This window comes from Sulfodiicoccus acidiphilus (assembly GCF_003967175.1).
GTDB lineage: Archaea > Thermoproteota > Thermoprotei_A > Sulfolobales > Sulfolobaceae > Sulfodiicoccus > Sulfodiicoccus acidiphilus.
In genome coordinates this window covers 1,994,005-2,017,800 of sequence record NZ_AP018553.1, presented here as the reverse complement: position 1 = coordinate 2,017,800, position 23,796 = coordinate 1,994,005, and the positions used below count along the sequence as shown (strand labels likewise).

At 52.7% G+C, this 23,796-nt stretch carries 21 protein-coding genes and 3 pseudogenes; 13 read left to right on the top strand and 11 right to left on the bottom strand.

What is annotated here, in order from left to right; all coding sequences use genetic code 11:
• Window positions 1-72 precede the first annotated feature (72 nt).
• Both HS1genome_RS10180 and HS1genome_RS10175 read right to left on the bottom strand, forming a co-directional pair.
• Window positions 73-1,443 carry an MFS transporter gene (locus tag HS1genome_RS10180; RefSeq protein ID WP_126450956.1) on the bottom strand — a complete coding sequence of 457 codons (1,371 nt, stop codon included), beginning with the start codon at window positions 1,441-1,443 and terminating at the stop codon, window positions 73-75.
• 408 nt (window positions 1,444-1,851) lie between these two features.
• Window positions 1,852-3,060 carry an MFS transporter gene (locus tag HS1genome_RS10175; protein WP_229768259.1) on the bottom strand — a complete coding sequence of 403 codons (1,209 nt, stop codon included), beginning with the start codon at window positions 3,058-3,060 and terminating at the stop codon, window positions 1,852-1,854.
• Between the two features lie 304 nt (window positions 3,061-3,364).
• On the opposite strand from HS1genome_RS10175, the gene HS1genome_RS12875 reads away from it, so the two are divergent.
• The 3 genes and pseudogenes from HS1genome_RS12875 (at window position 3,365) to HS1genome_RS13385 (ending at window position 6,488) form a co-directional block, all read left to right on the top strand.
• Entirely contained in the window at window positions 3,365-3,517 is a 153-nt protein-coding gene (locus HS1genome_RS12875) for an OB-fold domain-containing protein (RefSeq protein ID WP_229768260.1), read from the top strand.
• 184 nt (window positions 3,518-3,701) lie between these two features.
• Complete coding sequence (locus tag HS1genome_RS10165) at window positions 3,702-4,223, top strand: hypothetical protein (protein WP_126450955.1); 522 nt, start codon at window positions 3,702-3,704, stop codon at window positions 4,221-4,223.
• A gap of 778 nt (window positions 4,224-5,001) precedes the next feature.
• A pseudogene (locus tag HS1genome_RS13385) lies at window positions 5,002-6,488 on the top strand (APC family permease).
• Here HS1genome_RS13385 and HS1genome_RS10150 read toward each other — a convergent pair.
• Both HS1genome_RS10150 and HS1genome_RS10145 read right to left on the bottom strand, forming a co-directional pair.
• Window positions 6,470-7,174, bottom strand: a complete 705-nt coding sequence (locus tag HS1genome_RS10150) for a phosphoribosyltransferase family protein (RefSeq protein WP_126450952.1) — start codon at window positions 7,172-7,174, stop codon at window positions 6,470-6,472. The pseudogene HS1genome_RS13385 and the gene HS1genome_RS10150 overlap by 19 nt on opposite strands.
• Window positions 7,171-7,920 carry a class I fructose-bisphosphate aldolase gene (locus HS1genome_RS10145; protein WP_126450951.1) on the bottom strand — a complete coding sequence of 250 codons (750 nt, stop codon included), beginning with the start codon at window positions 7,918-7,920 and terminating at the stop codon, window positions 7,171-7,173. The genes HS1genome_RS10150 and HS1genome_RS10145 overlap by 4 nt, the downstream gene beginning before the upstream one ends.
• A gap of 98 nt (window positions 7,921-8,018) precedes the next feature.
• Between HS1genome_RS10145 and HS1genome_RS10140 the strand changes: the two genes are divergently transcribed.
• The 6 genes and pseudogenes from HS1genome_RS10140 to HS1genome_RS10115 all read left to right on the top strand — a co-directional run bounded on the left by HS1genome_RS10140 (window position 8,019) and on the right by HS1genome_RS10115 (window position 13,088).
• Window positions 8,019-9,041: an alcohol dehydrogenase catalytic domain-containing protein gene (locus tag HS1genome_RS10140; RefSeq protein WP_158613802.1), complete on the top strand. Its 1,023-nt coding sequence runs from the start codon at window positions 8,019-8,021 to the stop codon at window positions 9,039-9,041.
• Window positions 9,038-9,664 carry a hypothetical protein gene (locus tag HS1genome_RS12140; protein WP_158613801.1) on the top strand — a complete coding sequence of 209 codons (627 nt, stop codon included), beginning with the start codon at window positions 9,038-9,040 and terminating at the stop codon, window positions 9,662-9,664. Before HS1genome_RS10140 ends, HS1genome_RS12140 begins: the two co-directional genes overlap by 4 nt.
• Window positions 9,553-10,395, top strand: coding sequence for an FGGY-family carbohydrate kinase (locus HS1genome_RS10135; RefSeq protein ID WP_158613800.1), 843 nt, complete (start codon window positions 9,553-9,555; stop codon window positions 10,393-10,395). Before HS1genome_RS12140 ends, HS1genome_RS10135 begins: the two co-directional genes overlap by 112 nt.
• A gap of 192 nt (window positions 10,396-10,587) precedes the next feature.
• Window positions 10,588-11,409, top strand: coding sequence for a hypothetical protein (locus HS1genome_RS10130; RefSeq protein ID WP_126450948.1), 822 nt, complete (start codon window positions 10,588-10,590; stop codon window positions 11,407-11,409).
• A 153-nt stretch (window positions 11,410-11,562) separates the two neighbouring features.
• Window positions 11,563-12,566, top strand: a pseudogene (locus HS1genome_RS10125) (DUF973 family protein).
• A gap of 285 nt (window positions 12,567-12,851) precedes the next feature.
• Window positions 12,852-13,088 (top strand): hypothetical protein, encoded by a 237-nt coding sequence (locus HS1genome_RS10115; protein WP_126450945.1) that lies wholly within the window; start codon window positions 12,852-12,854, stop codon window positions 13,086-13,088.
• A gap of 104 nt (window positions 13,089-13,192) precedes the next feature.
• Here HS1genome_RS10115 and msrA read toward each other — a convergent pair whose 3' ends face one another.
• Both msrA and HS1genome_RS10105 read right to left on the bottom strand, forming a co-directional pair.
• Window positions 13,193-13,729, bottom strand: a complete 537-nt coding sequence (gene msrA / locus HS1genome_RS10110; RefSeq protein ID WP_126450944.1) for a peptide-methionine (S)-S-oxide reductase MsrA — start codon at window positions 13,727-13,729, stop codon at window positions 13,193-13,195.
• 98 nt (window positions 13,730-13,827) lie between these two features.
• Window positions 13,828-15,007, bottom strand: a pseudogene (locus HS1genome_RS10105) (RNA-guided endonuclease InsQ/TnpB family protein).
• 257 nt (window positions 15,008-15,264) lie between these two features.
• On the opposite strand from HS1genome_RS10105, the gene HS1genome_RS10100 reads away from it, so the two are divergent.
• On the top strand, window positions 15,265-17,022 hold the full coding sequence (locus tag HS1genome_RS10100) for a thermopsin family protease (protein WP_126450943.1): 1,758 nt from the start codon (window positions 15,265-15,267) through the stop codon (window positions 17,020-17,022).
• Here the strand turns inward: HS1genome_RS10100 and HS1genome_RS10095 are convergent.
• From HS1genome_RS10095 to HS1genome_RS10075, 5 genes are read right to left on the bottom strand one after another with little or no spacing between them, the layout of a single operon-like run.
• Window positions 16,963-18,675: a S9 family peptidase gene (locus HS1genome_RS10095; RefSeq protein WP_126450941.1), complete on the bottom strand. Its 1,713-nt coding sequence runs from the start codon at window positions 18,673-18,675 to the stop codon at window positions 16,963-16,965. The genes HS1genome_RS10100 and HS1genome_RS10095 overlap by 60 nt on opposite strands.
• Before the next feature lie 24 nt (window positions 18,676-18,699).
• Window positions 18,700-18,873 (bottom strand): AbrB/MazE/SpoVT family DNA-binding domain-containing protein, encoded by a 174-nt coding sequence (locus tag HS1genome_RS10090; RefSeq protein ID WP_158613798.1) that lies wholly within the window; start codon window positions 18,871-18,873, stop codon window positions 18,700-18,702.
• A 19-nt stretch (window positions 18,874-18,892) separates the two neighbouring features.
• On the bottom strand, window positions 18,893-19,825 hold the full coding sequence (locus HS1genome_RS10085) for a hypothetical protein (RefSeq protein ID WP_126450936.1): 933 nt from the start codon (window positions 19,823-19,825) through the stop codon (window positions 18,893-18,895).
• Window positions 19,786-20,514: a lycopene cyclase domain-containing protein gene (locus HS1genome_RS10080; protein ID WP_126450934.1), complete on the bottom strand. Its 729-nt coding sequence runs from the start codon at window positions 20,512-20,514 to the stop codon at window positions 19,786-19,788. The genes HS1genome_RS10085 and HS1genome_RS10080 overlap by 40 nt, the downstream gene beginning before the upstream one ends.
• The gene (locus tag HS1genome_RS10075) at window positions 20,481-21,344 is read right to left on the bottom strand and encodes a phytoene/squalene synthase family protein (RefSeq protein ID WP_126450932.1); all 864 of its coding nucleotides are present in this window, start codon (window positions 21,342-21,344) and stop codon (window positions 20,481-20,483) included. The genes HS1genome_RS10080 and HS1genome_RS10075 overlap by 34 nt, the downstream gene beginning before the upstream one ends.
• Before the next feature lie 96 nt (window positions 21,345-21,440).
• Between HS1genome_RS10075 and HS1genome_RS10070 the strand changes: the two genes are divergently transcribed.
• From HS1genome_RS10070 to HS1genome_RS12135, 3 genes are read left to right on the top strand one after another with little or no spacing between them, the layout of a single operon-like run.
• On the top strand, window positions 21,441-21,899 hold the full coding sequence (locus HS1genome_RS10070; protein ID WP_126450930.1) for a sterol desaturase family protein: 459 nt from the start codon (window positions 21,441-21,443) through the stop codon (window positions 21,897-21,899).
• Between the two features lie 14 nt (window positions 21,900-21,913).
• Window positions 21,914-22,834, top strand: coding sequence for a phytoene desaturase family protein (locus HS1genome_RS10065; protein ID WP_229768262.1), 921 nt, complete (start codon window positions 21,914-21,916; stop codon window positions 22,832-22,834).
• On the top strand, window positions 22,813-23,352 hold the full coding sequence (locus HS1genome_RS12135) for a phytoene desaturase family protein (RefSeq protein WP_158613797.1): 540 nt from the start codon (window positions 22,813-22,815) through the stop codon (window positions 23,350-23,352). Before HS1genome_RS10065 ends, HS1genome_RS12135 begins: the two co-directional genes overlap by 22 nt.
• Window positions 23,353-23,796: the final 444 nt, after the last annotated feature.

The following is a 23,796-nucleotide window of genomic DNA, read 5'->3' as shown; positions in this document are numbered from 1 at the left end:
TTGTCCTCTTTTCAACGACAGTTGTGACTTATGAAAACGAAGGGGCGGACTCCCTGACACCAGCTATACGCTTCATGCAACTTCCGCTATTTCTCGAGAGGCGACCTCAAGTGGTTTACCACGCGTCTCAGGTACTGATAGGTAAGTGAGGGCTGCCGCTAGTACAGCTACTCCCCCAAGGAAGTAAATCGCGAACGATTCTCCCCTGCCCAGCAACAGAGTCGGGAAGACGAACGCAGTTAGGGTAGCTCCTATCCTTCCCGAGGCCACGGTGAGCGACTGCACTAACCCCCTCACCTTAGTAGGGGCCAGTTCCACGCCCAACATTCCAGAGGCGGAGATCGACCCTGGTCCTGCTTGCGAACCTAAGTTCTGGAGGCCGTAAAGGAACAACCCAGCCACCGGAGAGAATGCGACACCTGCGCTATCTCTGTAGAGGGCAAAACTCAGTAAGGACACAGCCATGACCACAAATCCCGCCACTTGGAGGGGTCTCCTACCTATCCTGTCTATAGTGGAAAGCGCTATAAGGCCCCCAGGAACGGTGAACAGTCCCTCCATGAGGAGTTGAAATACTCCCGAGTTGAACCCGAGGCTTTTGGCTATGAAACTTGGCCCGAAGAGTATTGATGAATAAGCCACTATGTCGAAAAGGAACCAAAGGAGGCAGGCAGCTAAGAATACCCTCCACTGTTTAGAGAAGTAGTATCCGAAGCCTCTCGTGTCCTTCACGATGTCCACAGGGTGGTCCTTCCCAGACACTTCCCTAACTACTCTCTTGACCCCCTCGCTGTCTCCTGCTATCCTCCCAAGGAACCTGGCGGTCTCTGGGATTTTCCTCCTGAGGTAGATGACAGCTGCGGAGGGTATGGCACCTGCAGCCAACACCACTCTCCACACCAGATACGGTGGTAAGCCCAGACTTGAAAGCAGTAGGTATATCAGTGCAGCAGTGGTCGCTCCGAACCCCCAGAACAACCCGAATCCCAGAGCTATTGTCTTTCCTCTGTCCTTGGCGTTGACATGTTCCGCCATTATCATCGGGGAGAGTACGTAGTCCGCTCCCACCCCCACTCCTAAAACGGTCCTAACTGCGATCAACTCCAGGGGACTGTTGACGAAGGCCTGAAGTAACGCCCCTACAGTCATAAGGGCAACATCAACGCCGTAGAATTTCTTCCTCCCCATGTTCGAGAGGAGTCCGAACGTCACGGCCCCCACAGCCGCCCCGGCTAACGCCGATCCACTTATCAGGGAGGTGTAGAGAGCGTAGTGAGGACTGCCCTGGGTCACGTCCATGGCCTTCATTACTAGGAACAATACTATCCCTATGGAGGAGAGGTCATACCCATCAGTGAAGACTCCCATCCCAGTAGTTACGAGAGACTTAACGTGGAAAAACGAAAACTTCGCCTCGTCTAGAGGTTTGAACGGATCTCGCATAAGAGAGTCGACACTTTTTTGTTCTTAAATTTTATCTATTTGAAATATATAGTAGAACATAGGCTGAATGTGATTTTATAGTACTATATAGTTTAAATACGGGAACTTTAAACGAGGAGGTCTATGTGGGGGTTCTCGTGAACTCGGGGTAAAGTGTGTTACACCCCCTGTAAAGCCCTACTATTTTCCCTTGAGATTTTAGTTATTTTAGAGCATCAACGAACTACTTACCTTATATAGTAGCAAGTTAAAGTGGAGTGTGAATGGCGACTTAGCGAAGAGGGTGTCTAACCTTCTGCATGGGAGGCGTAAGGATGACACTCGCGGTCCTAACATGAACCACTACCCGGAGGAGTACCTCAGGCTGGAACACCCAGAATACTGGAGGGAGATGAAGAGACTGAGGACCTAGTTACGCCTCGCCGGCTGGACCTCCTTAGCTGCTGACCTCTTGTCCTTGAGAAGGAAGTAATAGAGGACTCCTCCAATTCCTTGGAGGACTCCACCTAACAACAGGGGAAGGCCTAAGCTATCCTCCATAAGGTATCCCCCTACTCCAGAGCTCATTTGCGACACTCGTGTGGCTACTCCTTGAAGGCTCGAGGCCGTCCCGAAATCTTCAGCTGAAACCCCTCTGACGTTCACTGCCGTCCTGTTCGGCATCCCTATTCCCGCGTTGAATCCTCTCACTACGTACAGTCCAGCCGCTAGCGGGAAGTAGGGCGACAGGGCCATAGCCACCAGGAACGCTCCGTTCAGGGCCCTGGTGATGGAGGCCGCTCCTAGGACATTGAACCTCACCTTGGTGGCAACCAAGGAACCCGTCGCCGTGGCCAGGTTAGAAATCGTGAACGCCAGGCCGATCTCGAACGACGACGCGTGGAACGCTAGCCTGTACCAAAGGGGGAGGAGCGGTATCGCCAACCCAAGTCCCACCCCAGTGATCGAATTTGTCACTACTACCTTGGAAATATACTTCAGGCTCGATGCTTTCATCACTTTCGTTGTTTTGTGAGGTCTCCTCAACTCCCTTACTCTGATTAACGTCAGACAGGAAACTAGTAACATCGCTCCAGCAGCGAGGAACAAGACCCTGTAGCTCTCCTCTGCAGAGAAAGGGAGCAGGTCGTGTATTGACAGGAGGATGGAGCCACCGACTCCAGAGAACGCCGAGGCCGAGGTCAATGTACCCATCCTAGAGACTCTCTCCCTCTCGTCCCCCCAGTTGCTGGCCACTAGGGCCGTGAGTCCCGGTGAGAACGCTCCCCTTGCGCCTCCCGCCGTTCCGCCTAGGCCACTCACTATCATGGCAGGTACGACTACGTCCAGTCCCTTTCCAACTCCTAACGCGATCACTCCGACTCCTGATATAAGCTCCCCCACGATCAGGGTCTTTCTGTAGCCTATTCTGTCTCCCAGCATACCCATTCCGAACGAGTAACACGCTACGTAGGCGGTGATTCCAAGGAATACGAGCCCTATAAGTCCCGGACTGAGTCCCAAGAGCGAGAGGTAAAGAGAGGACGATAGAGTGACGAAGATAATACCAACACTCCTCAACACTCTGGAAGTGACAAGCCACCTGAAGCCTAGGTCGTCCACAACAATGAAATCCACCCTATCGAAATTTAACCTTATTTCACATGGGGAGAGTGGAGGAGTTATAGAATTAGTCGTGGACGCCGTCTAGATCTCTGATCCTCTCAATCTGGCTCTAGTAGACTCGGCTGCATGGGCTACGGTCTCCCTGTGTCCAAGAACGGGCAGAAGCTTACGAAGCCCGTGAAGGGATACGAAAAGTTCTGGGACTCGCTGAAGGAGGGGGAGGTTTGGGCCGCTAAGTGTGTGAGGTGTGGGGAGGAGGTTCTTTCCTCCCCAGCTGGAGTGTACGACCTGTGGGGTCAACACAAGGCGGTTTCGAGTGTCCGAGAAGGGGAAAGTGCTCACTTACTTGGTTGTGAAGGCCAAGCCCCAGGGCTACAACTCCCTCCTCGATTACACAGTAGCAATAGCCAGAACTGAGGACGTCGATCTCATGTGTTGGCTTCTCGGGGATCCCAAGGTGGAGGCCTAGGTGAAGGTGGAAAGTGACGGGAAGAGAGTGACGTGCACCGTAGAGTCTTGGAGTTGACTAGGTACGGGCCAGTCCTGCTTCGGAGAACAGGCAACTAGAGTGGGACTGTTCCAGCAACTTCAGAGTGAGGGAAACTAGTTTCCCACCGACTAAGTTTTTTACCGTGTGAGGAGAGTTTCTTAATATGGACTTCAGGACGAGGATAACCATTTACTTCACTGTCCTAGGAGTCTCACTTCTAGTTACATTCATCGGTTCAATGATACCGGTCAGTCCCTCCTACGGGCAACTAGTGGCCTCACAAGTGAACCAGACCGTCAGTAGTTCAGGAGGTGTAGTCACGTTGGCGACTAACATAGCCGGTCATAACTTTTTCCTCTCCCTCTTCATGCTCATTCCTTTCGTCGGGCCCTTTATAGGAATGGGCATTCTCTACAACACAGGGTTCGCGATATCCGCGATAGGTGCCTTCAGGGGGATAAGCGGTGCGTTCCTTCTAGCTGCCGAGACTCCCCTTCCCTTCTTCTGGTTGGAGTTCTTCTCTTATTCGGCCATGATGAGTGAGAGCATAGCTCTCACCTACGCCGTATTGAAGGGAGAGGGTTGGAAGGAATTGAAAGTGGCAATCCAAGTAATAGGAATTGTGGCACTGGCTTTAGTGATCGGAGGCGTGATAGAAGCTTCATTAATTTCCATAGGAGTGTGAGGTCAGAGACAACCCCTTTCACTGCCACATAGAAGTCAGCTCCTCCCATTAACGTGCCACTGAGGCGGTCGCAGTTTCTCGTCGTAGAGCCTCGATGCGTCATGTAGATTCGAAGTAGCTAGAGCTAGACTTCACCACCTTCCCTCAAGACCTGCAACGTCTATTCGTCATCTCATTCGGGGTTGGAAGAGGTCCTGTGTCCTACATGGAAAGTGATAGATCAAGTAGGAGGGAGAAACCCGTCACCCTAATTGACCTTATAGGAAAAGACAACGTTTATGGTCTCGTCATGATAGATCGTGAATCAAGAATTCATACCCGCTTCAGGTTCACGTCCGTTTTGAGTGATTTGTCTCTTAGGAGAAGAATGGTTCGAGCTTAAACAGTTCTACGGTGTTGTATAGCTAGGCGCTCAATTTCAAAGAAAGGTTTCAGGTGTTAAGCTCCCATAGGAAAGCGTAAACGACGTCGTGGTTAACCTCGAATAGTGCAATATGTATTGGAGAGCTAACCTCAGGCTCTCCTCGACGGACATGAGCCAAGGAGGATAGTCACTAAGACCGACGCCTTACTTCTAGAGTCCCCGATCAAGGAACAGGCGAGGCCTAACGTCCACGAAAACACGTCTTACGCTAGCGATCTGCACCTTGATCTTGACGCCTTATCGGTCGACCAAATACAAGTTGTACTAACGAACCATGAAATATGTGCATCATATAGCCCAACTGAACTTTGAAAAGCTAAAATGGTTGAGTAAAGATAGATGTATGGATAACAGATGAGTAAGGAACTCAAAAAGGGAGTTCTTGGGACGTGGAGCTTGGCCTTCCTCACGGTAGCCGCCCTTTATCCCATGGCCATGGGTGTGTCGAACGCAGCGGCCGCCGTGAGTTACGGTGGTCTCGCAGCTCCCTTGATACTGGTGATAGGGGCCCTGCTCATACTTTTCATGAGCATCCCCGTCCTCGAGTACGCTAGGCTCACCCAATTCGCTGGGGGTTACTACGGCCTAGCGGAGCTCGGCCTCGGGAGAGCAGTGGGTAAATACGTTTCCCTCCTGAACCTGATTTACTTCGTGTTTTTCGACGTCCTCACGGCTTCAGCCTTCGCGTTCATCGTCTATACTTCTCTCTTCTATCTGGCCAACTACACTCTACCGTCTTGGGCATTCGTAGCGCTCTCAATAGCAGTACTCGTGGCCCTGTACGCCGTCAACACCTTCAACCTCTCCGTATCGGCCAAGTTGGTCGTAGCCTCAGGTGTGTTGCAGTTAGTCGTCATGCTCGTCTTCGCAGCGTTCGTAATAGCGAGGACCCCTTACAATACGCTTGACGCGTTCAACCCCGCTAGGGCGCCTGGGGGCCTCGGGGAGTTATGTTGGGAACAATTCTGGCGGGTTTCCTATTCTACACGGGGTACGGTGTTCCCCTCTTCTTCGCCGAGGAAAGTAAGGCACCCTTTAGGACCGTTTGGAAGAGCATTGTGTTGGGAGTCATCGTGCCCACTTTGGTGGGCATAGTGGCGGTCTACTCGGAAGTGGTGGCCATAAATCCAGCTAACGCTGCCTCCTTGGCCAGCGACTGGAACCCTGCCGTCGTGGCATACCTCCCTTACTTAGGTCTGGCCGGTGCCTTGGTGTACTTGGTGGTGGCCCTACTGGGGCAGGCCTTCGGGGCTTTCGTGCCTGGGATGGGTTCAGCTAGGCTCATTTATTCCATGGCTAGGGATAAGTTCCTAGACTCCGAGTGGCTCAGGAGGGTACATCCGAAGTATGGGACTCCGGCCAACGCGGGCCTCCTGAATTTAGCAGTTGGAACGGTGGCTACGTTAGTTGTAGAGCTCTTGATGTTCCAGCTTTACGGTTACCATCAGGGGGTCTTCAACTCGGTGTTCCTGGCAGGGAGTATGGTTGTCGCGTATTGGTTCCTCCACCACATGATACCAGACGTCAGCCTCGCCTTCATATACAGGAGGTTCAAAGTGAAGATTACCAACCCGAGGAACTTCTTCGTTTCGGTAGTGGCTCCAGCGGTGGGATTGGCGATATTCGCGTACTCCTTCTACGAAGGATACTCCAGCTTGACCGAACCTTACCTTGGAGGCTTCATATTCTTCGCAATAACATGTGTCGCAGGAGCATTGTACGTTTGGTGGAGGGCGAGGAGGAACGATTTAGGCGAGTCTGTGGTGAGCACCAAAGTGAACGACGAGCTCTTGAGGAACCTCACACGAGAGGCAGCTGAAACTCAGAGGGAGACCAAGTAGAAGAGCTTTCTATCCTTGAACTTCCTCAAGCCGGTGCTTCCCCTGGTTGCAAGTACGGCTATACCCTCCACACGACACCTCGCCCCCTCAGCAGTGTTCTCTAATGCTGAAACTGTCCTGCCAGTGAACATGACGTCGTCCACTATGAGTAATCTCTCCCCCTTGGCTAAGGCTCCCTTGGGAACTGCCATGAAGGATGAGTACTTGCTGGCACCCTTACTCAACTTCTCAACGAACCCCTCCTCCACGTAAACGTTCCTCAGACCATAGACTAGCTCCACGTTGGTGAGTGAAGCTATTATCGACCCAACTACTGCTCCTCCTCCTTCCACCGTCAGAATCTTCTCGAACTCGAGCTCCTTGACCCTCTCTGCCAGTTCTAGGGACGCCCACATTACTAGGCTGAAGTTTCTCGCGGTAGCATTCAGGGCCTCTGGATAGGGGAGCACCCCTGAGTTCAGCGCGTCCTTGAGTAACTGCTCCAACGAGCACATCTGCGAGATCTCCTCCGACAGTTCAGCCGCCCTCTTCGTGCTTGGAAGGAAGGCCCCATTTATGTACTTACTCGCGGTAGTCCTCGAAATCCCGATGGCGTTCGACACCTCCTTCTGAGTTGCCCTAGATGAGCAGGCGGAGAGCATGGAAATGAACTTCAACCTGAGTAGGAGGTCCCTATTGAGGTTCACTCTCCTCCCTCCCTTGAGTCTAGGACTTCCCTTATGGACGAGGCCAATCGCTTCACGTCCTTCCAGCCCCAGAGGTTCCTCCCCATAGCAACTCCCCTAGCACCTTCCCTCACGGCCCACTTAACGTAGTTCACAACTTCATCCTCCGTCTCCATCTTGGGGCCTCCCGCCACCACAACCGGAACTGCTGTCTTCTCCACCTGCGACCTCATTCCACTGTAGTAGAAGGTCTTCACAACGTCCGCTCCGACCTCCCATCCCACCCTCATCGCGTGGGAGACCAGCTTTGGATCCCTCGACTCTCCGTGAGGGTAGACGTGCAGCACCAACGGAATGTCGTACCTCTGCACCTCCTTCAAAACTGACGATAACTCTCTCAACTGCTGTTCCTCCTGAGGTCCTCCCACATACATCTCGAACGAGACCCCCACTGCGTCGAGGGACACCGCCTCCTCCACACTACCGATCGTCACCAACCCGTATGGGTTAGGAGCCATGGTCGTTATTCCGTTGAGTTTGTACAGGACCTCGAACCCAAGGAGCTCAGAGTCTAGGGTCAGGATCAATCCCCTGTTCAAGATTAAAGCATCCACAACCCCCCTCACGGAGTTCAGTATGGAAGGAACGTCCTCGATCTCTTTCACGTTACCCAGCGGAAAGCCGTGATCTAAGGCCAGAATGAGGGCTCTATCTTTTCGAAATAATCTATTCAACCTCCTCTTTTTTCCTAACCTTACACTTTTCACGGTTTATCGTGTTCTGAAAAGGTTAGGAAACTAATAAGCTGCCTCGTTCTGAGCTCTAAATAGCGAAAGTTTTTATGTTCAGTTTGCCTAACCTACTTGTGCTTGCTGCTGTATACAGAGGTCCACTAAAGATAACAGTTGAACAAGTTGATGCACCTCAGATAGATGAAGGTGAGGTGTTAATAAGAGTGCGAGCGGTGGGAGTGTGCCCCACTGACGTCAAGATATACAAGAGGGGCTCAAACTCCGTCAGGTCTCCTATAGTGTTAGGGCACGAGGTCTCTGGGGAAGTGGTGGAGAGTAAGGATCCCGCGTTCCAGGTGGGGACGAGGGTGAACGTGGCAGCCGACGCTCCCTGTCTCACGTGCTCCAACTGCAGGAGGGGACTCGAGAACATATGTACCTCCATGTTAAGTATAGGTATGAACGTAGATGGAGCGTACGCGGAAATGATGAGGGTACCTAGGGAGTTCCTCGACAGGGGGCTGGTCCTTCCCTTGCCAGACGAAGTTTCGTGGGAGGAGGGAGCACTGATCGAGCCGGTGGCAGTTAGCCTCCACGCGCTTTCACTAGTGAGGCCGAGGAGCCAGGACTTGGTAGTGGTGGTGGGAGATGGGCCCAACGCCCTAATCCACGTGAAACTGTTGAAAGGGGTGTTCGGAGTGAGGAAGTTGGTCGTGGTGGGAATGAAGGATCACAGACTCAGAGCAGCGATGGACTTCGGGGCAGATAGAGTGATAAGGGTAAACGAACTAGAAAACGAGTCCAACTCCCTGCTTAACGAGGGAGTCGACGTCCTAGACCTCACAGTGAGTAACCGGGAGAGCGTGGCGGAGGCCATGTCGTTGATGACCTCTGGTACGAGGATGGTCATATTTGGAGGGGCGACCCTGGACGTTCCACTCCACGTTAGCGCAAACAAGGTACACTACGGCCAACTCACCCTCACGGGATCCACTGGAACTACCGTAAACGAATACAGGGAGGCGCACAGGTTGCTCTCGGGGAGGAAGGTGGACCTTCGGGGACTGGTGTCTCACCGTTTCTCTCTCTCAGAAGTTAAGAAAGCTCTGGAGTTCGCCGAGTCGCAGGAGGGGCTGAAGTCGGTGGTAATTCCTTGATTGCCGGAGTTGATGTGGGAACCTCCGGAGTCAAAGTCACTAGATTTGATTTGGAGAGCAGATCCTTGACGGAGGAGAGGCACCCCTACCCCTTCAGAATTCGAGGGGACTTCGTTGACGTCTCTTCTTTAGCGACAGTGGTCCAACGAATTGTTTCAGGCCTCCTCCACGACCCAGAAGTCGAGGCAGTCGGACTCACTTCAATGGCCCCCGTGCACGTCATGTTGGATAGGGAAATGAACCCCTTGGTGGCGTTCCACTACAGCTCAACCTTGGGGGCCGACCTCCTGAATTACCCGGAGGAGGAAATTAGGGCCGCCACCCTCAATCCCTCCAGCTCACAGATGCTACCTCACAGGTTGCTTTGGTTGAGGAAGGAGAGAGCCAATGTGTACCACAAAGTCTCCAAGGTTGTTGACCTCAACGGGTACATCTTCGGAGTGATCGCTGGGGAGAGGTTAGAGGAGTTGGTGCAGGACAAGATCACCGCCTTCGAATGGGGAACCTTCAGGTGGCCCTCAATCGAACCATGGGGGAGTTTCTGGACGGTGACCTGCACCTCCTCCCTCCCTTGGTGTCTCCAGAGCACTGGGTTGAACTTTACGGGAAAGCGTTATCCATAGGTACAGTGGACTCGGTGGCAGCTGCCTTGGGATCTGTGGGCATTGAAGGAAAAGAGGGGTTCGCCTCCATGGGCTCTACGCTTTGTTTAGGCGTCCCATCTAGATCTCCGTCTAAGGTCCCTGGTATATATAACGACCTCTACTTCGACGACCTTTTCCTTCCCAATGGATGCAACTCCCAGTTCTCGGACGTCTTAGATAAGGTGAGGGAACTCTTGGGAGAGGACATCGATGTCGAGAACGTGGACTTGAGGCCCGGACTACCATTGCTTCTCCCTTTCTTGAAGGGGGAGAGGAGTCCCTTCATGGACCCCAAGGCCGCTGGTGTCCTCTTCGGATTAAGTTGGGAGACCTCCAGGTCTGACGTTATGAGGGCGGCGGTCCACTCCATGGCCTACATGGAGGCAATGATGATTTCCACTCTCCAAAGCGAGAGTGAGTTTAACTCGGTCAGGAGCGGTGGAGGTGCCTCGTTCTCATCGTTACTGCGGCTTTGTGCCTCCCTTACAGGTATACCTCACTTTAAGTTGAGGTATTCTCCCAGTTCCCTAGGGGCGGCCCTCGTGGCGGGGAATTCGATCGGGACTTTGACCTACAGGCGGATCACGGAAGTTTTGCCGGAGCCCTCGAGCAAGATAGATCCCGACCCATCCCTGTCTTCCCACCTTGAATATTACAGGCTCTTTCAGTCTCTTTACTATACCCTGAGACCCCTTTTCCGTGGTCCCTAAGCCGTAAAAAGAATAAAAAGCCCTCAGGGCGAAGTCGGCTATGCGAGAACCCCTCACCTTTAGGACCTTTAGGAAAGGAAGCTTGGTACTACTATATACCCATGAAACGCTCTCCTACGTTGTCGTTGTTCTTAACCTCCTCTGATGGAGGTAGGATTCATTAATTAGATTTTAATGAATGTTCTTAAGGCGGTGGAAGTTCCATTCCTGAGACTTATGTATACCTTCGACGTGAAGACGTCGGCCAGCAAAGGAAGAGTAATGGGGTTTCTTTTGGACCCGTTCGTCTTCACCGGAGTGATAGGCCATATAAATGTCCTGCAAGTCATGGATGTCAAGAAGGGAAAGTACGTGGCTCCCGGTTCCCTTGAGGAACCTGGAAGGGACTACAGGGTGCTCTACGTCTTCGGCACTCCTGACACCAAGCTCAATGTAATGTTGGGAGCCATGTTGGGACCGGACTTCTCTCCTGCTGGAGTCAGCTACGGAGGCAAGACAGACGACGGTAAGTTCGAGTGGAGAGCGGACTTCAAGGTGAGCGCCGATAGGGGAGAGACCGAAGTGAGGATAGCTCTGGACGTCCAGTACAGGTCGGGTACCCTAGATAAATTGTTAGGAAGGAGTGCGTTCCAGTTGGCACAACACTTCGTCACCGATCACATCATACCTTACATAAAGCTCTACCTCAAAGGAGGGGAACTTGAAGTAAGTAAAGTCGAGGTAGCTAGGTTAGAGGTTGACGCGTCCCAACTTTTGACGAAGCTAAGGGAGCTCTCAAAGGGTATGGTCACCGGTGTCATATCCGCAGCTGGAGAAGACTTCAGGGCCACATTACTTGTGAAAAACGGAGAACTTGGAACTATGAGGATGATGAAGGGGGGTAAGCTTTTCACCGGGGGCGACGTGATTGCCAAGTTACTGACGGAGCAGGGGAGGGTCAGGCTGATGGCCTACGAGGTGGACGTGGAGGGATTGATGGAGAGGGTAGGTGAGGATGCAGTGCGTGTAGAATAGGAGATTTCCGCTAGTGACAATATTGGTAGAGAAGTCTCGGTCCTTCTACACACCCACTTGGAGGTTAATACTCGGTTTAGAACTGTGACCCCTGAAAACAACTTAACCGGTGGACTGGGAAAAGTATTTTAAGACATCGATTTAGGCTCGTATGTGAGTTCGCAATTAGAAATTAAGGGAATTTCAGATCTGAAGACAGCTTCGCTGATCTCCATCGTATCGGCCGTGTTGTCGATTCCCCTATACTTGATCACAAGGATAGCTCCCCTTTTAGTCCCTACGATCCCTTCCCCTATGTCCTTCAGAACTATCGCCGCTCAACTACCTCTGGTCGTATTACTCCTGGCGATTTCGTTGGCCTTGGGCTTGGCTTACATAGTCCTCCTAAGGAGGGGATTCAGTTCCCTTGTTCGGGCGGGTAGGAACGCGGGTGTAGGTGTGACGGGAACGTCGTTGTACGTGGTGGGGTTGGTCCTTGTTTTCCTCGGAGTAGGTTTGATCATTCTTCTACTCTTCGTCGTCTTAGGAGCTTCGGGGAGAATGACGACGGGAATTACAGCACCTCAGACTTCGATACTAACCAGCGGGACGACCATCCCTATAGGCTTACCCTCTAGCAACGTCCCGGTGAGGGCTCAGCTCTTGGGCCCTATCTTAGGGGGAGTAGTACTTCTCGTAGTGGGAGCCCTGTTGAGCTTCGTAGGGGAAGTTCTCGTATTGGTGGCCTTCTTCAATTTGGGATCTTACTACAGTGAGGGACTAGTTAAGGTGGGAGCGATACTCACCATAATACCCTTCGTTAATGTCGTGGCGCCATTCCTCCTCTACTTCGGCTTAGGCAACGTACAGGACAAGCTGAGGGCCACACCGCAGCCGGGAGGCCCGTAGTGTATCAACTAGGGGGAGGTACGGTAGGAGAGGACGGTGTGGCCAGGGTGAAGCTATACTCATCGCGTTCCGTGTCGGTGACCTCGGTGAGAATGTGGACTACGTCAGGAATTAGGAACGCGACCTCGGTGAATCCCGCCGTCCTGCAGCCTGGAGAAAACTATTTGGAGGTAGGATTCGGTCCGCTGCCGGGACTCCCAAGGGGGACATATACGTTGGAGCTCACCCTCTCCGACGGCGAAATCGTCAGGATTTTCGCTTCCTATTGACGATGAGCAGGGAGGGAGTCCCCTATCCGAAAAGCCCATTGAAGATCGAGGGGTTAGACGTAGAGTTGGGGTGGCAAGGTGGAACGTATAAGCTACTGAAGGACAAAGTGGAGCGCAGGGATCTGAAAGGGGGACACTGAAAGCCCTCCTTCGATGGTTACGAGTACAGGTGGCCCGGTTCGACCCTCCACTTGACTGTGAGACACCCTAGATATTTGTTCTGAGGTCTAGTTCACCAAGACGGCCAACAAGTTGTTGAACTCGCACTACGTAACCGTAAGTCCAATGAAGTGGACGATCGACGTGACGACCAACTCCGCCACTGGGGTTGCCTTGAAAGGCCTCCTATACTTTACGTCCTACTCGAGTGCTAGCACACTTTCCACAACTCCTAAGCCCTATGCCGCCGTCATCTGGGTCGGTCCAGTTAAAGAGAGGGCGAATCTCAAGTCTAGCAGATCCAGTTCCACCGGCGTCACAAAGGAGAGGGAGGAAAGCCTGGCCCTTCAGGAGGGCGAGTGAGGAATCGGGGAAAGAGTATTGCACTCATAACGTTTCCTCTCACAAACTCCTTATTCTTGAAGTCAGCCTAGCCATCCCGACCTCGAAAACCGAGTTAAACTGCACTAACCCATTCCCACCGCCAACGTCGGAAAGTGTTCCAGCAACTTCCTCACCTTCGGGGTTATCACCACCCTGCAGTATAGAGCGTTCCTGTTTTTTTCGTAGTACCTCCTATGGTACTCCTCGGCTGGGTAGAACGAGGTGAAGGGGACCACCTGAGTCACCACAGGTTTGGTGTACCTACCTTGAACCTCCCTTATTGTCTCCAGGGCGATCCTCCTCTGCTCTTCGTCGTGGTAAAGTATTATCGACCTGTACTGCTCTCCCACGTCGTTCCCTTGTCTGTTCAAGGAAGTTGGGTCGTGGATCTCGAAGAAGACGTCCAACAATTGTTTATAGGAAATCGTCTTTGGGTCGAAGGAGATCTGCACGACCTCGGCGTGGCCAGTAGTACCAGAGCATACTTGTTCGTAGCTTGGGTTAGGTACGTGACCTCCAGCGTATCCTGGAGTGACTTCCTTCACGCCCCTCACCCTCAAGAAAATCGCCTCAGTGCACCAGAAGCACCCTCCTCCCAAAGTAGCCAGTTCTACAGTCATGTAGGGAACTTATCGCACCCCCTTTTTAAAAGTTAATTTCGAGTTCACTAAAAAAGACCAGTCCTGGATTTTATGGTCTGGAAGTGAACTACTCCGTCCTAACGGACGGGGCTTCCTGCATCACAGTCCCACCTTGTCCAATGGGTAGAGGGCGGGGATCCACAGGCACTAAGGGTGCTTCCCACCCCGCTCTCCTCAGGACGTTGAGGGGAGCGTTGTAGTCGCGGTCTGTGACCCAACCACATTTGGGACGGCCGAACACACGATCAGTTAACGTCAGATCCCCCTTGACGTGACCGCACCTAGCACAAGTCGTCGAAGTGAAAGCGGGATTCACGAAAACGATCTCCTCACCGCACTTCTCTAACTGGTACTCCGTGATCCTCCTAAGCTCGTGGAAGGTGACGTCATGTAGCCTCATCCTTCGGAGGGACTTACCGACAAGTTGCTTAACATGAATGTCCTCCGTCACTAGGACGTCGTGATGCTCGGCGAAACACTTCCCGAGTTTCATGTACAGGTCCATCCTGATGTTCCTCACGTGCCCGTTAGCCCTCGCAAGTTTAGTTTTCGCCTTACTAGTTGAGCGACAAGAACTTCTTTCTCGAAAGAGCTTTGTGAAGTTCACTTGTCTTGTTGAATGCCTTCTCGTGAGGTCTCGTGTCCGGCTCGTATTCCCCGTCGGAGGTGGTGAGAAGTTTCCCCACGCCTACGTCCACACCTACCACTTTACCCGTCTTTTGGAGTCGAGGGTACTCGTGATCGACGACGAAGGCGATGTACACTCTCCCTAAAGGTGTCAATTTCGCTGCGACTCTCTTCACCTCTTCGAGCGGGAAATTCCTATGCACGATAACGTTGACTCCTAGGTTGGACAGCTTTAACGTCGTCATCTTCTTCCTCCTCGTCCTGACCTCCTTAGCACTCAGTATTTCCCACCCCGACTGAAGGTAGACTAGGGAACCACTTGTGTTGTTTCTTTTACTTGAGGAAAAGTGCAAACCCCTCGAGGAACCTCCGTCTAGCTCCGTAGAAGCGATCTGTGAACTGTCGCAGCGTTTGGGAATACAGTTGCTGGTAGTGTTCATTTGTTTCCTAATGTCTAGAGCGAGTCGTCTCAACTCCGTCTCGGTTAACTCTCTTCCATCCCTTTCGTGAAAGTACACGTCCGCCCAGCGTAGGGTGTTGTACGCTCCACGCTAACTTCACTCGGGCTTTCAACGTCCTCAACGTCTGTCCGTCTGTGCGTGCTCTAAAGCCTAACCCTACGTCTGGCATTAATAGAATTATTTGAAAAAGGTGTATTTAAATATAGGGAGGGCTATCCATCCCCACCCTCACTACGTTCTCCGCCCCCTCAACCCCCGTAAAGATATAAGGACCTGAGTAATCTGGAGCGAAGCTTTCGGTCCCCCTAATACACATCCACATAAAATCCAATGTGTAGCTACTTCGAGTAATTATGGAGAAAGCCCTTCTTTTAAGGACAACCTCGTTAGGGGTACTTTTTATACACCTCCTCACAACCTGATCCCGTGAAGCCCGTTCACGTCCTGCTTTTCCTCTTGGTCCTCCTCAGTGTCCCAGTTGCTCTGCACTCCGAAGACGTCCCTCCTCCTGGTGGTTCCTGTTACTGGGCGTACTTCAACGTCCAAGTTCCAGCACTGACGGAAGTTAGCGTTCTTTTGAACTCTTCCACAGTTCTCTACGTCTTCACCCCCTACCAATACGTCGAGTGGGCTGCTGGAGGGCTGGCTGAGCCTTTGTTGAGTCTGCGTCTATCTCCTGGAGTTAACACGCTCAACCTGTCTAGAGGTAACTACACGTTAGTGGTCCTGAGGGCTGAGCCCAACCAAGTCACCCTAAACCTTACGCCCTACTGGAGCGTGGAGGAACTCTACGTAGCCCCTTACTTCTCTGTTCAGGTGAGCGTGGGGTCTAAGACCGAGCTATACGCTTTCACAGAACCCGAGTTTCAAGTTTGGGAGATGGATGGTCCAGCCCAACCGTCCTACAACTTCACCCTCCTCCCTGGAAGGAACACCGTGGATGTGGGGCCAGGTACGTACGTCTTCGTCGCACTGAACGTGACGCGGGCCAACTTCACCCTTCTTCCCCAGTACCCGGTTCTCTTGAACCTTCTCTTCCAACAGGAGTCCCAGTTCCCTCCAGTAGGGGTAAGTGCCCTAGGACTTTACAACTACAGTGGGACCTTGGTTCCCTACACTGTGACCACAGACGAGGTGTTGGGGTTCTTCAACGTGTCAACTTTGGAGGCCGTTGAACTGGACGACCCTCAGGTTCGGGGCGCGACCATACAGCTCAACGTTATGCTCAATGGGAGCGGGCAGTATTGGTTACAGGACGTCCTGTCCCTTCTCACAGGAAATCAGACCACTTACTTGGACTTCAACGTTTGGAACGCCTCAGCCCCCAACGCCTCCCTCCGTGGAGTTAAAGGGACGGGCAGCTTCGTCCTTGGGACCCAGGGACAGAGGGTTTTCGCAGGTTCAACATACCCCATAGTCTATCATCTACCGTTCGCTGGGTACTTAGACGTAAAGGAATCTCCTGTCGAGGGAGGTACCAACGTGACCTTCGGTTACGTCATCCTCCAGGACGGAGACCTAGTACCGCCAATTCAAAGGTGGTTCGCCTGGGTCTTCGTTCCGGTGAGGGGTGAATTGACCGTATCTCCCTTTACTGCCGGCGACGGGAGCGCCGAGGATGCCGAACTCGTCGTAGGGGGGATCTCAGGCGGTGACGTCTCTCAAATATTGGCTTCCGACGTTAGGTTGGCACTGTTCTATTACAATGAAGGCATAACTCCTTTCCCCGCCGTTTACGGGGTCGGTCTGGACACATTAGAGGGGGCCACAGGCGTGGGACAGCTATTATCAGCCAACGGATTGGTGGTCCTAGTGCCTGGAGTCCCACTTAACTACTTCCTGACCGACCACTTCTCACCCGCGGTACCTACGACGTACGTTACAGTCGTCAATTGGACGAAAGCTTACAGCCTTTACCTAAGGTCCCCCTTCGTATTGGAGTTTCCACCTAACTTCACCTCCCACGGCCTCACCTATAAGCTCGTCAAGATCGAGACTGTCGTTGATGGAAGGGTAGTCGAAGTCAACGATTCTTTCGTGGAGGTTACACCTTCTCCTACCTTCCAGAACGTGACGATCGTAGCGGTCTATCGAGGTCCTCCCTCCCTACAACTTTGGGAGTTCTTAGTGCTGGCCGCTTTGGTGTCTGGAACCGTCCTCCTGGCCAGGAGGAGGAGACTTTAGGTTGTCCTCTAGGAACAATAACATAGGAAGGATAACCTTGGTCACCTCCTGCTCAGTATACGGAAGATGACCAGCCCCAGGGAGAACGTGCAACTCGAAGGTCTTTCCACCCTCCACTAATCCCTGGACGTACCTCAACACTGGTTGGACTGGGGTCCTAGAGTCGTTCTGTCCCGTAACTATGCACAGCGGCACCTTAACGTCCTTAACGTACGAGATGGGGGACCTCTCTCTCATGAGGTTCACGTCTCCCTTAAGTAGGAGGTCCACGAAACCTCTGAATGCGTCGTCAGCGAGCGACCTCATTTCCACCCAGTCCGCCACCGGGGCTCCAGCAGCTCCACACTTCCAGAGTTCAGGGAACCTTCCGAGGGCCATGAGCGTCATGTACCCACCGTAGGAGTAACCCACTGCACAAACGTCGGTGTGAAGGGAAGAGGTCTGCTTGACCACTTCCACCACATCCCTGAGGTCTCCACCTCCAGGATCTCCAATGTCGAGCTTCCTGAACCACTCGCCGTAGCCGGTGGAACCCCTGAAGTTGGGAGCGATGACGTGGAGCCCCATCATTGATATGGAGGCGATGAACCAATCGAACTCGTCCGCCACCTCTCCCCAAGGTCCTCCGTGTAGATATACTACAGCAGGTCCCGGGACAGTAGAACCCTTGGACATAACTGTGTAAGTGGGTACGTCTACTCCGTCGAAGGACTTGAACCTATGGAAGGAGACCTCCCCCACGTCCAGTTTGCCTACCCCCAAAACGGTTTCCCACCCGTCGTTCGATAGCTTCAGTATCGAGCGGGGAGTCGACATTGAAGTGAACGTGATGTAAGTATCTCGTCCGTCGAGGAAAACGTTGGTGACCGTTCCCTCGGGGGTTCGCAGAGGCCTCCCCTCAACGTAGGCCCTCGACCTTCCGTCTCTGACTCCCACGGCGATCAACTTTCCGTCCTGGACGTCCAGGAAGGAGTAGGAGACGTCCCCCTCCATGACCTTCCTTAGCTCCTTGGAACGTAGGTCGAGCTCGTAGATCTTGCTTGCCCCCTCGAAGTCGCTCATGAAGAGGGCCCTCCCCTCCAAGAGGAGGGACCCGTAGTTGTTAGATCCCTCCCTTGGGGTGAACCTCTCGGTCCTCCCCTCCCCAAGGTAGTGGAAGAAGAGGTTAGACGAGCCGTCCCCCTTGAACTCGGTTCCAGCAACTACGTCGCCTCTGACGTCGCCGACCCACGAGAGCGGAGTTAGGCGGGTCACCTTCACTGCCTTCTGGCCGTCTGTCACGTAGAGGTCGGTAGTATCTGAGGTTCCAACGAAGGCGAGGCGATCCCTTAGCGAGAGGTTCCACACCCTGAGTCTGGGCGAGTCCACCTCAAGAGTGTTCCCCTTCTCGTCCACTAGGAAGACTCTATGTATTTCCCTACCCCTCTCCACGTCTAAAGTGTAAGCTACCCTCCCGTTCACGGCGAGAGACGTTTCGACGACGTTAGAGGCGAGCATCACCCGCTCGCTCCCATCCCACGAGAACAGCGACCTCTCTCCCTTTTCCCACGCGTAGTAAATCAGTCTACCTCCCTTCGCACCGAGGAGGGTGTATTGAGGTAGGGAGATTACCCTCTCTAAGACCTCCGCCAGTTTCGAAGCTCTAAGTCCCATGGGATAAGTAGTATTAACCGTTATTTAAACCTCTTTGGAGCTCTCTATTAGGGTAGTTTGTTTTCTACTTTTGGACACGGGGTAGATGACGATCCGTCCTTCCTCCACCCTCAGATCTACCGTCCTTTCTATCACGAGTTTCCTCCTCATCGCCTTGGGGATGGTTATCCTTCCTCTCTCATCTACCTTTACTTTCACTACATTAATTGTCGCTTCGTTACCTTAAAAAACTAGTTCCCTCAACTACTCTCCACCTTTCACAGAGGTCCCTCTCTCTGGCGATGGAGCTGAAGTACACCTCGTTGGCGAAGGCCCTAGCGTACCTGGCGGCAGAAGTGCCTAAGGAGGCCCCGACACGTTCTCCTATTCGAAACCACACCACCTCTGGGGTGGAAATGAGAGACAGTAGAACGTCCTCGTGGGAGTTCAAGAAGGTCTCGTCCATTTTAGTTGAGGACGCCAAAGCCCTCGACATTACCCCGAACGAACCCACGTTAAGGAACCGGCACTCTTCCTCCCCCACCAACGAGGACAGTCTACCCTTGAGAGGGCCCATCATCTCCTCAGGGAGAACTATGTGGGTTGCCCCGAGCTTCCTTCCGTACCTACTGTATAATTGTCCTTGTACCCTGATCACTACGTTCCTAGACAGCCTTCCGAAGATCGACATAGCCCGAGGGAAGGAGGGGGAGATCCTGAAGATCCTTGTAGGATAGGAATGGTAGATTCCTGGGACGGCGTGGACTAAAACCTCCCTCTTATGATCGAGAGTTGAAAGTTTGTCAAGTAGGTTCACGAAGGGGTCAACCTCGAGGACATCGTCGTTTGACACGATCACCCACTTCGGCTTTTCTCTAATGGCCTCCTCGAGCCCGAAGTTCACGCTCCTCCCGTAGTTGAAGTTCAGACCGCTGCTCTCCACCAAGAATACTGTGGCGCCCTTGAACACCCTGAGCGCATTTCTTGCTAGGGATCCTCGTGCGTCTGCCGTAGGGACCACTACCGCGACGTCTCCCCCTTCCACCTTGAGCACTCTGATGGAGGCCCGCGGTCTTTCCCTCATCCACTCGACTAGGGCATTCCCGTCGGGGAAGTTGGAGTAGAACTCCACTACACTCCTGGTGTCGTCGCTGTAGTAGTCTCCCCGCATTGGTTCGCAATCCTCCTCGAGACGGACCTATAGAGAGCGGCGTAGAACATGAACATGGCAAGCGAGTAGATGAAGTCCTCAATCGGGATGGTTCCCACTCTCAATCCTAACGTGGCGTTCTTCCCATAAGCTACTATCGGAATCGCCGTGAGCAAGTAATCGAAGAACAGGAAAGGAAAGTAAGTCAGGACGACGAAGGCCCAGAACGCGTGCGACTTCATGAGCTCAGGGTCCACCTTGAGAGATATCAGAGTGCCGAGAGCCAGGTAGGTTAGTACGACCCACGTGTAACTATGTTCTCTAAATAGTAAAGCCATCATCAACTCTACTCCCACGGAAAGCAGCACCCACTTCTTAGAGAAGCTGAACTCCCCCCTCAATCTATCCTTCAATACGTCGTAGAATAGGAGGGAACTGAATGGCACCACAAAGAAGAATAGCACCTCCTCCACTGGCAGATTCCCCACTCTGTAAGGGAGTACCCACCTCGCGTCGAAACTCCAGGTCCCGAACTTAACCGCCAGCTCGTCCCAAAGAATGAACAGTGCTGCCGTAATCAGAGAACTTACCGCTAGAGCCCTGAATGACCTTGTCCTCCTTAGTGCGGGGACTGCGCAGGAAACTATCCCAGGCACAGCAATCGCTAGGTCTACCTCTAAGTACGCAAGGTGGGGAGCAAGAACCTCCAAAGGGAATACCCCGCGAAGTTCCTTATGGCCCTCGAATATACCCTCTCTCTACTTGGTTTCACCTTTAGTCTGTAAACAACTTCCGGCTGCACGTAGATCTTCTTTGCGGTCCACAGGTACATATCTGACGCCGTCTTTATAGGCACAAGATACCTCAGTGGAAGGTACTTGTATCCCTTTTCCGCTTCCCTTTGCATGTTTAAGTACTTCCTCACCATCTCCCTAAGGAATTCTCTGAACTCTTCCGGCTTTTCCGCAACTTCAGCTGGGCACAACGAGCTCAGGGAGAACTTATGCATCTCCCTCAGTGGAAGGTATTGCCTTCCCATCGACACGTCCTCCATGACGTCCCTTATGAAGTTGAGGAACTGCATCGCTCTTCCCAGCGCTGTCGCGTACGGGTAAGACTCTGAAGGAAGGTCCATCACCTTCGCCATCATGAGTCCTATTACCTCAGCTGATCCCCACGTGTAGGACCAAAGTTCGTCGAATGTCTTGTAGACACTCTTCCCCAGATCCATCTCCATGGACTTGAGGAAATCGTCAGCCCACTTTCGGTCGAGCTTCTTCCTCCGTTCCAGTTCGACGAACTCGTTTACTACCACGTCTTTCACGTATTTACCATTCCTGGCCTCTCTAAAACTCTCAACGAATTCGTAGAACTTCTCTTTCTTTTGCGGCACCGAATCCACTAGGTCGTCCGCCACTCTAACGAAGGCATAGAGCCTTGTCGCGTCTTTCCTCACCCCAATCGGGAAGAACACACTGCTGTTGAAGTAGGTGACGCTTCCCCTTTTGAATATGGTCTGCAGTTCTTCCTCGTCGGACAACCCTTCACCTGTTAGACCGCCCTCTACAGTAGTAAAGAAGTTCCCTTAACTTCCTTTCAACGCAGTTTTATAAACACTACTAAACGACGTTAAATTATGGACGTTGAGCTGTTGGTTGTCGGGCTAACGACGTTCGTCGGAATGGAGTTCGTGGCCAGAGGGACGCACAAGTACGTCATGCACGGGGTACTCTGGAGCCTGCATAAGGACCATCACTATCCTTCGAACTCCACCTTCCAGAGGAACGATCTTTTCGGCCTGATGTTCGCCGGGATCGCCACCACCCTGGTCTGGTATTGGTTCAGGACGGGGGACTACTACCTCCTAGCCGTGGCCTTGGGGATGGCGGCCTACGGCGCATCTTACTTGACTGTGCACGACATGATAATACACGACAGGCACGCCAGATTGAGAAGGCGGGGCATTAACAATCGCTACCTTAGAAGGCTCATTCAAGTGCACGACCTACATCACGAGGAAGGGGAGGGGAACTGGGGTTTCCTTCTGATCATTCCAGGATTAGACCACTTTCCTGAGAGGAAAGTTAGGGCGTGAAGTAGTTGCGCGCTGTGGTGGTTGGAGCGGGTATAGGAGGGCTGTCTGTAGCAGCCCTCCTAGCTAGGGGTGGAGTGGAGGTCGAGGTCCTGGAGAAACTCTCATCACCTGGGGGCAGGGCTAGGACTCTGAGGGTGGGAGAATATAAGTTTGACATGGGACCGTCGTGGTACCTCATGCCCGAGGTGATGCATGGACTGTTCAGGGAGCTGGGCAGGGACCCGTCCGACTACTTCAAGTTAAAGAAACTGAACCCTTCCTTTAAGCTCAAAGTGGGTGAGCGAGACTTGGAAGTTCCCTCTAACGTGGAGGAACTACTGCAAGTTGTACACAGAGTGGAACGAGGGGCGGGTAGCAAGATGTCTGTTTATATATCGACGGTGAAGCAGATGTACGACCTTGCCCTCAAAAAGCTGCTCTACAGGCCTTTCGAGAGCTTGATAGACATCATAGATCCTGAAATATTGAAAGAGGTAAGATCCCTCAACCTACTTTCTTCGCTTCACAATTTCAACAGGAAGTTCTTCTCCTCCGACTTACTTCTGAAACTGGTCGACTTCTCTTCGGTCTTCCTCGGCGGAGATCCCTACAGGGTACCTGGGCTATACGCTCTAGTCAACTACCCTGTCCTGGGTCAGGGGGTTTTCTACCCGGAGGGGGGCTTCGGAAACGTCGTGGAATCGTTGGTGAGTTTGGGAACAGAGTTGGGAGTCACCTACTCTTACGAGGAGGAAGTAGTAGGTGTAGAAGTAAAGGGGGATAGGATGTCTGCGGTGAGGACAAGTAAAAGGAGGGTTGAGGAGACGTGTTCGTGTTCAACGCCGATTATGTTCACGCGGAGTCCATGTTGCCTCACAACTACAGGAACTTCAGTCCCCAATACTGGGAAGAGAAGACCCTGGCTCCTTCCGCTGTGCTGGCCTACGTGGGACTGAGGAGGAAGTTGGACGTCCCCCATCACAACATCGTAGTTAATGGGAAGTGGGAGGAACACTTCAACTCCCTGTTCGGGCAGAAGAGGTGGCCACCCCCTAGCTCTATCTCTTATTACGTCAGCGTCAGGAGTAAGAGCGACCCAACGGTGTGTCCCGAGGACAGGGAAGCACTCTTCTTCCTAATTCCGGTGGCCCCAGGTCTTCGCGATAGAGAACGTGAACTGAAGTTGGCGTGGTGGGCCGTTCAGGACTTCTTAGGCGAGGTTGAGGACGTAGAGTTCCTCAAAGTATTCGGGCCAGAAGACTTCGAGAGGGACTACCATGCCTACATGGGTACAGCATTTGGGCTAGCTCATACACTCTCTCAGACCGCCTCCTTGAGACCGCCCCTTAGGAACAGGAGATTACGTAATCTCTATCACGTCGGCCAATACACCCATCCTGGAGTCGGGGTGCCTATGGTGGTCATTTCGGCTCAATTGGTCAGTGGATTAATACTGAAAAATCAAAAAAATTAGATAAATCACTTTTAAGTCTCTCCTTCGTGCTCTTCACCTCTTCCCGTTTCGCTCTGTAATCCTTGAAGTTCTAACTATTGAGTCTGCCGTAGATACGGTCGAGAGTAACGAAAGAGGTACGCGTAAATGGGACTCGTGTGCTTTCATCTATACTGAAGAAACTTGAATCGGGATTCGTTGAGTCTCTCTAGGAAGGGTGGACTGAACAAACGTTAGTTTTGCGGGACCAAAGTAGACAAGCTCGAGAGGGAGTCCTCCCCGTAAGTTACATTTAGTTGTAGTTATTAGAACGACGGTGATGTCATTGCTGTAGTTGACCTCAACGGGGGTCAGGACCCCCCTCAGAGGTGAAGTCACTGATAGATGAGGGGAACCCCCGGGGCTGGAGTCGATGTCAATTGGTTTGGAGTGTGAACAACTCCTCGCCCTCGGGGGCAGAACATT

What these genes read in the sequence shown, in the direction of transcription:
- HS1genome_RS10085 (WP_126450936.1), bottom strand. Translation starts at nt 19,825, where the DNA reads ATGCGGGGAGACTACTACAGCGACGACACCAGGAGTGTAGTGGAGTTC.
- msrA (WP_126450944.1), bottom strand. Translation starts at nt 13,729, where the DNA reads ATGACTGTAGAACTGGCTACTTTGGGAGGAGGGTGCTTCTGGTGCACT.
- HS1genome_RS10115 (WP_126450945.1), top strand. Translation starts at nt 12,852, where the DNA reads ATGAAGTGGACGATCGACGTGACGACCAACTCCGCCACTGGGGTTGCC.
- HS1genome_RS10165 (WP_126450955.1), top strand. Translation starts at nt 3,702, where the DNA reads ATGGACTTCAGGACGAGGATAACCATTTACTTCACTGTCCTAGGAGTC.
- HS1genome_RS10095 (WP_126450941.1), bottom strand. Translation starts at nt 18,675, where the DNA reads ATGGGACTTAGAGCTTCGAAACTGGCGGAGGTCTTAGAGAGGGTAATC.
- HS1genome_RS10070 (WP_126450930.1), top strand. Translation starts at nt 21,441, where the DNA reads ATGGACGTTGAGCTGTTGGTTGTCGGGCTAACGACGTTCGTCGGAATG.
- HS1genome_RS10180 (WP_126450956.1), bottom strand. Translation starts at nt 1,443, where the DNA reads ATGCGAGATCCGTTCAAACCTCTAGACGAGGCGAAGTTTTCGTTTTTC.